This is a genomic window from Nocardia sp. No.11 (genome assembly GCF_038752175.1).
Lineage (GTDB): Bacteria > Actinomycetota > Actinomycetes > Mycobacteriales > Mycobacteriaceae > Nocardia > Nocardia canadensis.
The window spans coordinates 34,306-47,946 of sequence record NZ_JBCGFB010000029.1; the positions used below are offsets into that span (position 1 = coordinate 34,306).

The following is a 13,641-nucleotide window of genomic DNA, read 5'->3' on the forward strand; positions in this document are numbered from 1 at the left end:
TCATGAACGGGCCCGCGGACCGCTCCGGTCCACGGGCCCGTTCTCGTCGTGCTCGCTGGGTCGTTCGCTGTCCGAATCGTTGTGAACACGTATGCGAATGGGATGTCCGGAGCGCCGCGCGGGCCCTGGTCATGGCTGTAGTGTCGATAGTGTGCAGCGACGAATCATGGGGATCGAGACCGAGTTCGGTGTGACATGCACCTTCCACGGTCACCGTCGGCTGTCCCCCGACGAGGTGGCCCGGTACCTGTTCCGCCGGGTGGTGTCCTGGGGCCGTAGCTCTAATGTCTTCCTTCGAAACGGTGCCAGGTTGTACCTCGACGTCGGATCGCATCCCGAGTACGCCACCGCAGAATGCGACAGCCTGGTGCAGTTGGTCACCCACGACCGGGCCGGTGAGCGGGTGCTGGAGGACCTGCTGATAGACGCCGAACAGCGCCTCGCCGAGGAAGGCATCGGCGGCGACATCTACCTGTTCAAGAACAACACCGACTCCGCGGGCAACTCCTACGGCTGCCACGAGAACTTTCTCGTGGTCCGCGCGGGTGAGTTCTCCCGGATCTCGGACGTGTTGCTGCCGTTCCTGGTCACCCGCCAGCTCATCTGCGGTGCGGGCAAGGTCCTGCAGACGCCCAAGGCGGCCACGTTCTGCCTGTCCCAGCGCGCCGAGCACATCTGGGAGGGCGTCTCCTCGGCGACCACCCGCTCGCGCCCGATCATCAACACCCGCGACGAGCCGCACGCCGACGCCGAGAAGTACCGGCGTCTGCACGTGATCGTGGGCGACTCCAACATGGCCGAGCCGACGACGATGCTCAAGGTGGGCACCGCGTCGCTGGTGCTGGAGATGATCGAGGCGGGCGTCTCGTTCCGCGACTTCGCCCTCGACAACCCGATCCGGGCGATCCGCGAGGTCAGCCACGATCTGACCGGCCGCCGTCCGGTGCGGCTGGCCGGTGGCAGGCAGGCCAGCGCGCTCGAGATCCAGCGCGAGTACTACGCCCGCGCCGTCGAGCACCTGCGCAACCGCGACCGCGACCCGCAGGTCGACGCGGTGGTGGATCTGTGGGGCCGCACTCTCGACGCCGTCGAGGCGCAGGACTTCGCCAAGGTCGACACCGAGATCGACTGGGTGATCAAGCGCAAGCTGTTCCAGCGCTACCAGGACCGCTACAGCATGGAGCTGTCGGATCCGAAGATCGCCCAGCTCGACCTGGCCTACCACGACATCAAGCGGGGTCGCGGCGTCTTCGATCTGCTGCAGCGCAAGGGGCTGGCCAAGCGGATCACCGAGGACGAGGCCGTCGACGCCGCGGTGGAGACCCCGCCGCAGACCACGCGCGCCAAGCTGCGCGGTGACTTCATCACCGCCGCGCAGGAAGCCGGGCGCGATTTCACGGTCGACTGGGTGCATTTGAAGTTGAACGATCAAGCGCAGCGCACCGTGTTGTGCAAGGATCCGTTCCGGTCGGTCGACGAGCGCGTCGATCGGCTGATCGCCTCGATGTAGGCGAACCCCCGAGACGGGGGGCTCGGCGACGGGACCGGTGGCGCAAGGGAGCGATTGCGTAGACGCCACCGGTCCCGTCGTCGCGTCCGGGCTCAATCGGGGCCGACGACGCTCGCGTAGGTGCCGCGCAGGCCGGCGATGAACGAGGTCAGGGCCAGTTCGAAGCTGTCGTCATCGATCTCGTCGGCGATCGCGCGCAGCAGGTGCGCCTGGTTCAGGTGCGGGTAGCGGTCCCGGTAGACCTGTACGTCGTCGGCGAATCCGCCCGCGAACGAACCGACCGTCGAGCCCATCACCAGGTAGCGGGTGGCCGCGCCGATCATGGTCGCGTAGCGCGGTGGCCAGCCCGCGCCGACCAGCCCACCGTGCACGGCGTCGGCCGCGCGCAGGTTCTCCGCCCGGCGGCCGGGGCCCGCCGCGAGGTAGGGCACGAAATTCGGGTGCGCGACCAGCGCCGAGCGGTAGCTGCGGGCCCAGGCGGCCAGGCCGTCGTCCCAGGCCATGGTGTCGAAGGCCGAGGTGTCGACGTGGCTCATGATGCCCGTCGCGATGTCGTCGAACAGGTCGTCCTTGTTCGGGTAGTGGCCGTAGAGCGAGGCGGCCTGCACGCCGAGTTCGGCGGCCAGCTTGCGCATGGAGACCTCGGCGAGGCCGTCGCGGTCGACCATGGCCAGCGCGGTGTCGCGAATGCGTTCGCGGCTCAACAGCGGTACGCGCGGCCTCGCCATGCGCCACTCCTCGTCTGCTCGGGTCCGACAGGGCTTCGAACGGTATCACCGATCGCCGATTCGGCCCTTGATTAACCGAACGGCGTTAGGATACGGTGCCCGAGTAAACCTAACACCGTTTGGTTCAGGAGTGGTCCGATGGATCTCGCACTCACGCAAGCGCACAGCGACCTGCGCGAGCTCGCCCGCACATGGGTGGACAAGGAAGTCGTGCCGCACGCCGCGCACTGGGATCGGCAGGAATCGGTCGACCCGGCCATCGTCGGCAAACTCGGCGCGTTGGGCTTTCTCGGCATCGGGATCGACGAGGAGTACGGCGGCTCCGGCGGTGACGCGCTGGCCTACTGCGTGCTGCTGGAGGAGCTCGGCCGGGGCGACAGCGCGGTCCGCGGCATCGTGTCGGTCTCGCTGGGTCTGGTCGGCAAGTCGATCGCGACCTACGGCACCGAGGAGCAGAAGCGCCGCTTCCTGCCGCCGCTGTGCGCGGGCGAGCAGCTCGGATGCTTCGCGCTGACCGAGCCGGGGACCGGGTCCGACGCGGCGAACCTGATCACCCGCGCCACCAGGGACGGGTCGGACTGGGTCATCGACGGCACCAAGATCTTCATCACCAACGGCACCTGGGCCGATGTCGCGCTGGTCTTCGCGCGCACCGGGGGACCGGGGCCCAAGGGGGTGACCGCCTTCCTCGTCCCGACCGACGCGCCCGGCTTCGGCCGGACCGAGATCAAGGGCAAGCTCGGCCTGCGCGGGCAGGCCACCGCCGAATTGGTCCTCGACGGTGTCCGCGTGCCCGACGCGCTGCGCCTGGGCGAGGAGGGTCAGGGCTTCCGCATCGCGATGGCGGCGCTGGACAAGGGCCGGATGGGGGTGGCTGCCGGCTGTGTCGGCCTGGCCCGCGCCTGCCTCGAGGCCGCGGTGCGCTACGCGGGCGAGCGCGAACAGTTCGGCAAGCCGATCGCGGGCTACCAGCTGGTCCAGGAACTGCTCGCCGACATCGCGGTGGAGACCGAGGCCGCCCGACTGCTGGCCTGGCGCGCCGCCGATCTCGTCGACCGGGGCGAGCCGTTCGGCACCGCCGCCTCGATGGCGAAGCTGTTCGCCTCCGAGGCCGCGGTCAAGGCGGCCAACAACGCGATCCAGGTCTTCGGCGGCTACGGCTACATCGACGAGTACCCGGTCGCCAAGTACCTGCGCGACGCCCGCGTACTGACCCTCTACGAGGGCACCACCCAGATCCAGAAACTGCTCATCGGCCGCGCCCTCACCGGCGTGAACGCCATCGTCTGACAGAGGAGTACGAACCATGACCCACAGAACCGCTTTCGTCACCGGGGCGGCCCGCGGCATCGGCGCGGCCACGGCCGCCCGGCTGTCGGCCGCCGGGCACGCCGTCGCCGTCGTCGACCTCGACGCCGCCGCGGCCGTGCTGACCGCGGGCAAGATCAACGCCGCAGGCGGCACCGCGATCGGGCTCGGTTGCGATGTCGCCGACGAGGATTCGGTGGCCGCGGCGGTGGCGCGCACGGTCGCCGAGCTCGGCTCGCTCGACGTGCTGGTGAACAACGCCGGCGTGCTGCGCGACAATCTGCTGTTCAAGATGTCGGTGGACGACTGGGACACCGTCATGGCCGTACACCTGCGCGGGGCGTTCCTGTGCAGCAAGGCCGCCCAGCAGCACATGGTCGAGCGCGGCGGCGGCGCGATCGTCAACACCTCGAGCGTGTCGGCGCTGGGCAATCGAGGACAGGCCAACTACGCCGCGGCCAAGGCGGGCATCCAGGGGCTGACCCGCACGCTGGCCATGGAACTCGGCCCGTTCGGCATCCGCGTCAACGCCGTCGCGCCCGGCTTCATCGCCACCGAGATGACCGCGGCCACCGCGGCCCGGATCGGCGTCAGCGCCGAGGAACTGCAGGCCAAGACCGCCGAGATCACGCCGCTGCGCCGGGTCGGGACCCCCGACGACATCGCCAACGTGGTCGCGTTCCTCGCCTCCGACGAGGCCGGATTCGTCACCGGCCAAACCCTGTACGTCGACGGCGGACGCCGTCTCTGAATCGCGGGAGACCAGTTTCAATGCAGCGCACAGTTTTCACCGATGAGCACGAGGCGTTTCGCAAGACCGCGCGCGCGTTCATCGAATCGCAGGTCGTGCCGGTCTACGACCAGTGGTACGAGGCGGGCATCGTGCCGCGCGAGTTCTACCGCTCGCTGGCCGAGCTGGGGGTTTTCGGGATCGAGGTGCCCGAGGAGTACGGCGGCGCGGGGATCGACTCGTTCAAGTTCCAGGCGATCCTCATGGAGGAAACCGCCAGGGCCGGTGTGTCTTTCGGCGGGTCCGGCGTGCACGTGGGCCTGTGCCTGCCGTACCTGAAGAACCTCGCGACCGACGAACAGAAGCAGCGCTGGCTGCCCGGATTCGTCTCGGGCGAGATCATGTTCGCCATCGCGATGACCGAGCCCGGCACGGGGTCCGACCTGGCCGGGATGCGCACGACCGCGCAGCTGTCCGAGGACGGCACCCACTACGTGCTCAACGGGGCGAAGACCTTCATCACCGGTGGCGTGCACGCCGACCGGGTGATCGTGTGCGCGCGGACCGCCCCGCCGTCGGAGACCGATCGCCGCCACGGGATCTCGCTGTTCGTCGTCGACACCACCTCGCCCGGGTACGCGGTCGGCCGCAAGCTCGACAAGCTCGGGCTGAAGGTGTCCGACACCGCCGAACTGTCCTTCACCGATGTGCGGGTGCCGGTGGCCGACCTGCTCGGCGAGGCGCACCAGGGCTTCGCCTACCTCGGCCAGAACCTGCCGCAGGAGCGCCTGTCCATCGCGGTCGGCGCCTACGCCCAAGCCAAGTCGGCGATCCGGTTCGCCCTCGAATACACCAGGGGCCGGACCGTTTTCGGTCAGCCGGTGGCGCACTTCCAGAACACCAAGTTCGAGCTGGCCGCCTGCCGGGCGGAGGTGGACGCCGCCGAAGCCGTGGTCGACCGCGCGCTCGACGCGCTCGACCGGGGCGAACTCAGCCCGGCCGACGCCGCCTCCGCGAAGCTGTTCTGCACCGAGGTCGCCTCCCGGGTGATCGACCGTTGCCTGCAGCTGCACGGCGGATACGGCTACATCACCGAATATCCCGTGGCCCGCCTGTACGCCGACAACCGGGTGAACCGGATCTACGGCGGCACCAGCGAGGTGATGAAGATGATCATCGCCAAGGACATGGGCCTGTGACCGGCCGCGCGTATCTGGTCGACGGCGTCCGCACGCCGTTCGGCCGCTACGGCGGCGCGCTGGCCGAGGTGCGCCCCGACGATCTGGCCGCCTGCGCGATCGCCGCGCTCACCCGACGGCTCCCGGCCGTCGATTGGGCCGGCGTCGACGACGTGGTGCTGGGCTGCGCGAACCAGGCGGGCGAGGACAATCGCAATGTCGCCCGGATGGCGGCGCTGCTGGCCGGACTACCGGTGGAGGTTCCCGGCGTGACGGTCAACCGGCTGTGCGCGTCGGGACTGGACGCGATCGGCTACGCGGCCAGGGCGATCAAGGCCGGTGACGCCGATCTCGTCATCGCCGGGGGTGTCGAGTCGATGACCCGGGCGCCGTACGTGATGCCGAAAGCCGGTGCGCCGTGGGACCGTTCGGCGCAGCTGGCCGACACCACGCTGGGCTGGCGGCTGGTCAACCCGCGGATGCGGGCGGAATACGGCATCGATTCGATGCCCGAGACCGCCCAGCACGTCGCCGACGAGCACGGCATCGCCCGTGCCGATCAGGACGCCTTCGCGCTGCGGTCGCAGCAGCGGGCGGCGGCGGCGATCGCGCGGGGCAGGCTGGCCCGCGAGATCGCGCAGGTGCCGGTCCCGCAGCGGCACGGCGAACCGGTTGTCGTCGAGCGGGACGAACATCCGCGGCAGACCAGCATCGAGGCACTCGGCGGGTTGCGTGCCGTGGTGCCCGGCGGCTCGATCACCGCGGGCAACTCCTCCGGTATCAATGACGGTGCCGCCGCGGTGCTGATCGCCTCCGAGGTCGCGGTGGACCGCTACAGGCTGACGCCGCTGGCCGAGATCGGTGCGGTGACGGCCGCGGGTGTGCCACCGCGCGTGATGGGTATCGGCCCGGTGCTCGCGGTCGAGAAGCTGCTCGCGCGAACGGGTCTGGGGATCGCCGACATCGATGTCGTCGAACTCAACGAGGCCTTCGCCGCCCAGGCGCTGGCGGTGCTGCGTGGACTCGGGCTGCCCGACGACGCCGAGCACGTGAACCCGAACGGCGGCGCCATCGCCCTCGGGCATCCGCTCGGTGCCAGCGGTGCTCGCCTGGCGCTCACCGCCGCGATCGAGCTGGCCGATCGCGACGCCCGGCACGCCGTCGCCACGCTGTGCGTCGGTGTCGGGCAGGGCCTGGCGGTCCATCTCCATCGCTGACCGGCCACGGCCGATCAGCGCCGGGCCTCGACCCGACCGGGCCGAAGTCTGCGTGCCGCACCGAGCGCGCAACCGGTACGGGCCGAGGCCCCCGAACTCCGACCGATCCGGTCGTCTACCGCGCGACACCGTGGGTGCGCGCTCCCTCGCCGAAGCTGTCGACTCCAGGAATCCTCATGAATGCCACACTCTCCCTGGCGAGCATCCTCGCCGAACCGGCTCGCCGCCGCCCCGATCATCTCGCGTTGATCGAAGGCGAGCATCGCATCACCTTCGCCGATCTCTGGCGACAGGCACGCGAGCAGGCCGGCGCCCTGATCGCGCGCGGGATCCGTCCCGGTGACCGGGTGGCCCTGCTGTGCCCGAACACCGCCGACTTCCCGCGGGCGTATTTCGCGATCCTCGCCGCGGGCGCGACGGTGGTGCCGGTGCACCTGCTGCTCACCGCGCCCGAGATGGAATACGTGCTGCGCGACAGCGCGGCGGCGCTGCTGATCTGTCATCCGATGGTGGCCGAGACCGGCGCCGCGGCGGCCGCCGGCGCGGGCATCGACGTCGTCGCCCCCGCGGAGCTCGTCGGCGAGGCGATTGCGGCGTTCGTCTCGCGCGGTCCGCTCGACACCGCCGTCGTCTTCTACACCAGCGGGACCACCGGCACGCCCAAGGGCGCCGAGCTCAATCACCTCAACATGGTGATGTGCGCGACGGTGAACACCTTCGACGCCAACGAGGTCCACCGCGACGACATCGCGCTCGGCGCGCTGCCGCTGTTCCATGTCTTCGGACAGACCGTGTCGATGAACTCGCACTGGCGCGTCGGCGGGACGCTGGTGCTGCTGCCGAGATTCGACGCGGCCCAGGCGATCGCGCTGATGGCGGCGGAGAAGGTCAACCTCTTCCACGGGGTGCCCACGATGTACATCGCGCTCATCGAGGCGGCGGCGCGGGCGCCGGAACTGCCCGCACTGAAACTGTGCGTCAGCGGCGGTGCGGCGCTGCCGGTCGCGATCCTGGAGGACTTCGAACGGATCTTCCGCGCGCCGGTGCTCGAGGGCTACGGACTGTCGGAGACCTCGCCGACCGCCGCGGTCAACCAGCCGATCTACGGCGCGGAGGCGGGCACCGTCGGGCATCCGGTCTGGGGCGTCGATGTGGAGATCGCCGACCCCGCGATCAGTGACCGGATCGCGCTGCTGCCGGTCGGCGAGACCGGTGAGGTGGTGGTGCGCGGGCACAACGTGTTCAACGGCTACACCGGCAGACCCGAGGCCACCGCGGCCGCCGTCGTCGACGGCTGGTTCCGCACCGGCGATCTGGGCACCCGCGACGAGACCGGCCGGATCCGGATCGTCGACCGGATCAAGGAGATGATCCTGCGCGGCGGATTCAACGTGTATCCGACGGAGGTCGAGGCCGCGCTGGTACGGCATCCGCGGATCGCGCAGGTCGCGGTGATCGGGGTGCCCGACGAGCACTACGGTGAGGAGATCGTGGCCGTCGTGGTGGCCGACGGCGAGCTGACCGCCGAGGACGTGATCGAGTTCGGTAAGCAACAGGTGGCCCGATACAAGTACCCGCGCCGGGTGGAGTTCGTCACCGAGCTGCCGCTCGGGCCCACCCACAAGGTGCTCAAGCGCGAACTGCGCCGACGCTTCGGAGGAGCGGCATGACCACGGATTTCGCCGATTTCGACGCCCTGCGCGCGGCCGCGGGCACCGAACTCGGCCCCAGCGACTGGATCACGATCGACCAGGACCGGATCGACCGGTTCGCCGAGGCGACCGGCGACCACCAGTGGATCCACGTCGATCCGGTGCGGGCCGCCACGGGCCCGTACGGCACGACCATCGCGCACGGCTTCCTCACCCTGTCGCTGATCGTGCCGATCACCCAGCAGGTGATGACGGTCAGCGCCGCGAGCGCGGCGATCAACTACGGCCTCGACCGGGTCCGATTCCTCACCCCGGTCCCCGTGGGCAGCCGTATCCGCGGCCGCGTGGCGCTCACCGAGGTCACCGAGGTGCCCGGCGGCGTGCAGGCGCACCGGCGCGTCACCGTGGAACTGGAGGGCGCCGAGCGGCCCGCCTGCGTGGCCGACGCCATCGCCCGCTATCTGAGCTGAATCGTCCGGGGCGGCGGTCTAGTAGCCGTCGCCCTCGGCCAGATAGCGCTCGATCGTCTCGACCTTCGTGGTCAGCGCGTCGGTGACGCCGGGCCGCAGATCGGCCTTGAGTACCAGGCTGCATCGCGGCGCGACGGCGAGGATCGCGTCACAGGCCGACTTCACCACCGCCATCACCTCGTCCCAGTCGCCCTCGATGGTGGTGAACATGGCGTCGGTCCGGTGCGGCAGCCCCGAGGCGCGCACCACGCGGACGGCCGCCGCCACGGCCTCGCCGACCGACCCGTCGGCGTGGGCGGCGCCGCTGGGCGCCACGGAGAACGCAACAAGCATGATGGTCCTTTCGCTCCGGGTATCCGGACCATTCTCCCCGCCCGCGGGGTCGGCAACCGTGCGCCGACGCGCCGTGACGGTCGGCCGACCATTACCCTCTATCGGGTGGCGATATCCAAGGTCGAGCGGCTGATGAATCTGGTCATCGCGCTGCTGTCGACCCGGCAGTTCCTGAGCGCCGAGCGCATTCGCGCCAGCGTGGCCGGTTACGAGGACTCCGCGACCGACGAGGCGTTCAGCCGGATGTTCGAGCGCGACAAGAACGAACTGCGCGATCTGGGCATTCCGCTGGAAGTGGGCCCCGTGGGGCGGTTCTCGACACTCGAGGGCTACCGGATCAACCGCGACGCCTACGAACTGCCCGACATCGACCTGTCCAGCGAGGAGGCCGCCGCGGTGGCCGTCGCCGTGCAGATGTGGGCCTCGCCCGAGCTGGCGAGCGCCGCCGAGGGCGCGCTGTTGAAGCTGCGCGCGGCCGGCGTCACCGTCGAGACGGACAACGTCGGGGTGTCGGTACCGGCGGTGCCCGCCCGCACTCGCGGCTCGGAACCGGTGCTGCGCGAGTTGCTCGCGGCGATCGACGCCGGGCAGGCGGTGCGGTTCGGACACCACAGCGCCATCACCGATCCGTTCGTCACCCGCGATGTGGAGCCCTGGGGTGTGGTGACCCGGCACGGTCGCTGGTATCTGGTCGGGCACGACCGCGAGCGAGACGCCGTGCGCACCTTCCGGTTGTCGCGCATCGGTGGCGAGGTCACGCCGTACGGACCGCTCAACGCGGTCCGCAAGCCCGCCGACGCCGACTTGCGCGCCATCGTCGACCGGGTCACCGGCGACGCGCCGGTCACCGGCTCGGCCACCGTCTGGGTCGCCAAGGGCCGCGGTCGCGAGCTGCGTCGCATCGGTACCGAACTCGGTGACCGTGAGCTCGGCGGCCGCGACGGTTCGGTCGTCGAAGTGCCGGTCCGCTCCCGCGACTGGGTGGCCCGGCTGATCACCGGACTCGGTCCCGATGTCCTCGTGCTGGATCCGCCGGAACTGCGCGCCGACGTGATGAACCGGCTACGGTCGGTACTCGACCACACGGAGGTGGCGTCGTGAGTTCGCGCCTGTCCCTACGCCTTTCGCGCCTGCTGAACATGGTGCCGTACCTGCTCGCGCACCCCGGCATCAGCGCCGCCGAGGCCGCCGCCGAGCTCGGGGTGAGCACCAAACAGCTGATGAGCGACCTCAATCAGTTGTGGATGTGCGGGCTGCCCGGGTACGGGCCCGGCGACCTGATCGACCTGTCGTTCTCCGAGGAGAGCATCGAGGTCACCTTCTCCGCGGGCATCGACCGGCCGCTGCGGCTGACCTCCACCGAGGCGACCGCGCTGCTGGTCGCGCTGCGCTCGATCGTGGAGATGCCGGGCATGGTCGACCCGACCGCCGCGCACGCCGCGATCGCCAAGATCGAATCGGCCATCGCCAGCACCGACGCCGTCGTCACCGGCACCCCGGCCGCCGTGCCCGTCGAGCAGCCGGTCGTCGCCACCGTGCGCGCCGCGCTCGCCGACGCCCGCGCCCTGCGCCTGGTGTACTACTCGGCCAGCCGCGACGAGGTCTCCGAACGAATCGTCGACCCGATCCGCGTGGTGCTCGTCGACAACAACAGCTACCTGCAGGCGTGGTGCAGGCAGGCCGAGGGCGTGCGCCTGTTCCGGTTCGACCGGATCGAGGACGCCACCGAACTCGACGAACCGGCCCGTCCGCCCAGCCACGCCGCCGCCGACGCGGCCGCCCTCGACCTGTTCCAGGACGACCCCGACGTGCCGCTGGCCCGGCTGCGCATCCGCGCCGACTACGCCTGGGTGCTCGACCAGTACCCGATGCACCGCATCGAGTCGCGCCCCGACGGCAGCATCGAGGCGGGCATGCGCTTCGCCTCCGCCGACTGGATGGCCCGTCTGCTGCTCGGCTTCGGCACCGGCGTCAGCGTGCTCGGCCCGCCGGACCTGGTGGCGGCGGTGCGTGACCGCGCCGACGCCGCCCTGGCCGCCTACGCGGCCGCCGGACTGCCCGGGGAGACCGAAACCGAGTGAACCAGCGAGTACTGGTCCTCGGCGCGGGCAGCATCGGGGTCTTCATCGGCGGACATCTGGCCGCGGCCGGGCTGGACGTGATCTTCGTCGGCCGCCAGCGCGTGCTCGACGACATCGCCGAGCACGGACTGCACCTGACCGACCTCGACGGCGGGTCGATCGACGTGTCGCCGGATCGCTTCGGGCTGGCCCTGGAACCGGATGAGCCGGAACTGGCCGACCTCGTCCTGGTCACCGTGAAATCCGCCGCCACCGCCTCGGTCGTCCGGACCGTCGCGGGCAGGCTGCGCCCCGGCACGCCGGTGGTGAGCCTGCAGAACGGCATCGGCAACGACACCCTGATCCGGGACATCCTGCGCACCAGCGTCGTGCTGCCCGGCATGGTCCCGTTCAATGTGGTGCACCGCGGCAACGGGCGCTTCCACCGGGGCAGCGACGGCGTCGTCGCGATCCAGGACGACCCGGTGGTCGACCGGTTCGCCGAGCAGTTCCGGGCCGCGGGCCTGCCGCTGCGTCGCTATCGCGACCTGCGTCCGGTGCAGTGGGCCAAGCTGCTGCTGAACCTCAACAACCCGATCAACGCGCTGTCCGGGCGGCCGCTGCGCGAGGAACTCGCCGAGCGCGACTACCGGCGCTGTCTCGCGCTCGCCCAGGCCGAAGCCCTCGCGGTGATGAACACTGCGCGAATTCGTCCCGCCCAGCTGACGGCGATCCCGCCGGAACTCATGGTGCATCTGCTGCGTGTTCCCGACGTCGTCTTCCGCCGGGTCTTCGGCCGGGTCCTGGCCATCGATCCGCTGGCTCGCTCCTCGATGGCCGACGACCTCGCCCTGGGCAGGCGGACGGAAATCGCGTGGTTGTGCGGCGAAATCGTGCGCCTCGGTGAGATGGTCGGGCGGCCGACACCGGTCAATCGCAGGCTCACCGAGCTGATCCGCCGAGCCGAATCGGGGGACACCCGCCGGTTCACCGGCAGCCGGTTGTTCGCCGAGCTGACCGGGGCGGCGTCCGCCGTCCAGGGTTGAACGCGTGGCGAACACCGCTGCGGGTGACCGGTCACCACGGTCCGAGTGCAGGTAGCATCGGTAATCACCACAGTCTTTGGAGGTATCTGATAATGGGCACGTTCAGCTGGACGCACCTGCTGATCATCGCGTTGCTGTTCGTCCTGCTCTTCGGCGCGAAGCGGCTACCGGACGCGGCGCGCGGTCTCGGCCGGTCGCTGCGGATCTTCAAGAGCGAGGTCGGGCAGATGCAGTCGGAGTCGGCCACCCCGGCCACCCCGCCGACCGCCACCCCGGCGCCGCAGCAGCAGCTGCCCGCCTCGGCCCCGCAGGCGCAGACTCCGATCGTCGAACCGCAGCAGGGCCAGAAGTCGGCCTGACCTTGGTGTTCACCCCCGGAGCGAGACAACCGCTCCGGGGCTGAGTGCTGTTGTCGAGCATCCGCCGGACCGAGGGTTAGAGGCCACCACCCACCATGCGCATTCCATTCGATCCACGGCGCAGCAAGCGCAGGACGAATCCCGACGGCACCATGTCGTTGGTCGAGCACCTGCAGGAACTGCGCACCCGGCTGTTGCTGGCGCTGGCCGCGATCGCGGTCACCACGCTCGTCGGCTTCTTCTGGTACGCGCACCCGTTCTTCGGCATCGACAGCCTGGGCGAGATCCTGCGCGGACCGTACTGTGCGCTGCCCGAGTCGGCCAGGGCGAGTCTGAGCCCCGACGGCGCCTGCCGCCTGCTGGCGACCGCGCCCTTCGAACAGTTCATGCTGCGCTTGAAGGTCGGCTTCACCGCCGGTGTCGTGATGGCGGCGCCGTTCTGGCTGTACCAACTGTGGGCCTTCATCACCCCCGGCCTCTACGCCAAGGAACGCCGCTACGCGGTCGGGTTCGTGGTGTCGGGCACCGTGCTGTTCGTGACCGGCGCCGTGCTGGCCTACGTCGTCGTCTCGCACGCGTTGTCGTTCCTGTTGACCATCGGTGACAACGTCCAGATCACCGCGCTCAGTGGTACCCAGTACTTCGGCTTCATCATCCAGCTGCTGATCATCTTCGGCGTCAGCTTCGAGACGCCGCTGGTCATCATCGGGCTGAACCTGGTCGGCGTGCTGCCGTACGTGAAGCTCAAGGCGTGGCGGCGCGGCATCATCTTCGGCCTGTTCGTCTTCGCGGCGATCGTCACCCCGCAGGACCCGTTCTCGATGCTGGCGCTGGCGATCGCGCTGACGGTGCTGTTCGAATTGGCGGTGCAGTTCGCCCGGTTCAACGACGCCCGCCGGGCCCGTCGCGCGGTGAACGAGGGCTGGGGCGCGCTGTCGGACGAGGAAGCCTCCCCGCTGGACACGCCGGATCCGGTGCGGCCCGCGGACCCGGTCGCCGACCCGGAGAAAACCACACGCCCGGTGTCGGACTACTCCGATACGCTCTGAC

14 protein-coding genes are annotated in these 13,641 nt (G+C 70.1%); 12 read left to right on the forward strand and 2 right to left on the reverse strand.

Translation table 11 applies throughout. The annotated features are described in order from the left end of the window. The first annotated feature begins 151 nt into the window (after positions 1-151). Entirely contained in the window at positions 152-1,510 is a 1,359-nt protein-coding gene (gene pafA / locus V8688_RS12015; RefSeq protein ID WP_186817494.1) for a Pup--protein ligase, read from the forward strand. 92 nt (positions 1,511-1,602) lie between these two features. Here the strand turns inward: pafA and V8688_RS12020 are convergent, their stop codons facing one another. Further along, positions 1,603-2,238: a TetR family transcriptional regulator gene (locus V8688_RS12020; RefSeq protein ID WP_218718315.1), complete on the reverse strand. Its 636-nt coding sequence runs from the start codon at positions 2,236-2,238 to the stop codon at positions 1,603-1,605. 138 nt (positions 2,239-2,376) lie between these two features. Between V8688_RS12020 and V8688_RS12025 the strand changes: the two genes are divergently transcribed. The 6 genes from V8688_RS12025 to V8688_RS12050 all read left to right on the forward strand — a co-directional run bounded on the left by V8688_RS12025 (position 2,377) and on the right by V8688_RS12050 (position 8,793). Continuing rightward, positions 2,377-3,528 (forward strand): acyl-CoA dehydrogenase family protein, encoded by a 1,152-nt coding sequence (locus V8688_RS12025; protein WP_218718314.1) that lies wholly within the window; start codon positions 2,377-2,379, stop codon positions 3,526-3,528. A 16-nt stretch (positions 3,529-3,544) separates the two neighbouring features. Beyond that, on the forward strand, positions 3,545-4,297 hold the full coding sequence (fabG, locus tag V8688_RS12030) for a 3-oxoacyl-ACP reductase FabG (RefSeq protein ID WP_218718313.1): 753 nt from the start codon (positions 3,545-3,547) through the stop codon (positions 4,295-4,297). 20 nt (positions 4,298-4,317) lie between these two features. Next, entirely contained in the window at positions 4,318-5,475 is a 1,158-nt protein-coding gene (locus tag V8688_RS12035; RefSeq protein ID WP_218718312.1) for an acyl-CoA dehydrogenase family protein, read from the forward strand. Further along, positions 5,472-6,671: a 3-oxoadipyl-CoA thiolase gene (gene pcaF / locus V8688_RS12040; protein ID WP_342800809.1), complete on the forward strand. Its 1,200-nt coding sequence runs from the start codon at positions 5,472-5,474 to the stop codon at positions 6,669-6,671. The genes V8688_RS12035 and pcaF overlap by 4 nt, the downstream gene beginning before the upstream one ends. Before the next feature lie 176 nt (positions 6,672-6,847). Next, positions 6,848-8,341 (forward strand): long-chain fatty acid--CoA ligase, encoded by a 1,494-nt coding sequence (locus V8688_RS12045; RefSeq protein ID WP_218718310.1) that lies wholly within the window; start codon positions 6,848-6,850, stop codon positions 8,339-8,341. Beyond that, positions 8,338-8,793 (forward strand): MaoC family dehydratase, encoded by a 456-nt coding sequence (locus V8688_RS12050; protein WP_342800810.1) that lies wholly within the window; start codon positions 8,338-8,340, stop codon positions 8,791-8,793. Before V8688_RS12045 ends, V8688_RS12050 begins: the two co-directional genes overlap by 4 nt. Before the next feature lie 18 nt (positions 8,794-8,811). On the opposite strand, the gene V8688_RS12055 is transcribed toward V8688_RS12050, so the two are convergent. Then, entirely contained in the window at positions 8,812-9,126 is a 315-nt protein-coding gene (locus V8688_RS12055) for a thiamine-binding protein (RefSeq protein ID WP_342800811.1), read from the reverse strand. Positions 9,127-9,231: 105 nt separating this feature from the next. On the opposite strand from V8688_RS12055, the gene V8688_RS12060 reads away from it, so the two are divergent. The 5 genes from V8688_RS12060 (at position 9,232) to tatC (ending at position 13,640) form a co-directional block, all read left to right on the forward strand. Then, the gene (locus V8688_RS12060) at positions 9,232-10,227 is read left to right on the forward strand and encodes a YafY family protein (protein WP_218718307.1); all 996 of its coding nucleotides are present in this window, start codon (positions 9,232-9,234) and stop codon (positions 10,225-10,227) included. After that, entirely contained in the window at positions 10,224-11,207 is a 984-nt protein-coding gene (locus V8688_RS12065) for a YafY family protein (RefSeq protein WP_342800812.1), read from the forward strand. The genes V8688_RS12060 and V8688_RS12065 overlap by 4 nt, the downstream gene beginning before the upstream one ends. Continuing rightward, positions 11,204-12,232, forward strand: a complete 1,029-nt coding sequence (locus V8688_RS12070; protein WP_342800813.1) for a 2-dehydropantoate 2-reductase — start codon at positions 11,204-11,206, stop codon at positions 12,230-12,232. The genes V8688_RS12065 and V8688_RS12070 overlap by 4 nt, the downstream gene beginning before the upstream one ends. Before the next feature lie 92 nt (positions 12,233-12,324). Next, positions 12,325-12,591 carry a Sec-independent protein translocase subunit TatA gene (gene tatA / locus V8688_RS12075; RefSeq protein WP_218718304.1) on the forward strand — a complete coding sequence of 89 codons (267 nt, stop codon included), beginning with the start codon at positions 12,325-12,327 and terminating at the stop codon, positions 12,589-12,591. Positions 12,592-12,686: 95 nt separating this feature from the next. Continuing rightward, entirely contained in the window at positions 12,687-13,640 is a 954-nt protein-coding gene (tatC, locus tag V8688_RS12080) for a twin-arginine translocase subunit TatC (protein WP_218718303.1), read from the forward strand. Position 13,641: the final 1 nt, after the last annotated feature.

Bases quoted from the DNA above. Each gene is read 5' to 3' on its own strand.
- tatC (WP_218718303.1), top strand. From the start codon at position 12,687: ATGCGCATTCCATTCGATCCACGGCGCAGCAAGCGCAGGACGAATCCC.
- V8688_RS12025 (WP_218718314.1), top strand. From the start codon at position 2,377: ATGGATCTCGCACTCACGCAAGCGCACAGCGACCTGCGCGAGCTCGCC.
- V8688_RS12055 (WP_342800811.1), bottom strand. From the start codon at position 9,126: ATGCTTGTTGCGTTCTCCGTGGCGCCCAGCGGCGCCGCCCACGCCGAC.
- V8688_RS12045 (WP_218718310.1), top strand. From the start codon at position 6,848: ATGAATGCCACACTCTCCCTGGCGAGCATCCTCGCCGAACCGGCTCGC.
- V8688_RS12035 (WP_218718312.1), top strand. From the start codon at position 4,318: ATGCAGCGCACAGTTTTCACCGATGAGCACGAGGCGTTTCGCAAGACC.
- V8688_RS12020 (WP_218718315.1), bottom strand. From the start codon at position 2,238: ATGGCGAGGCCGCGCGTACCGCTGTTGAGCCGCGAACGCATTCGCGAC.
- fabG (WP_218718313.1), top strand. From the start codon at position 3,545: ATGACCCACAGAACCGCTTTCGTCACCGGGGCGGCCCGCGGCATCGGC.
- V8688_RS12050 (WP_342800810.1), top strand. From the start codon at position 8,338: ATGACCACGGATTTCGCCGATTTCGACGCCCTGCGCGCGGCCGCGGGC.
- tatA (WP_218718304.1), top strand. From the start codon at position 12,325: ATGGGCACGTTCAGCTGGACGCACCTGCTGATCATCGCGTTGCTGTTC.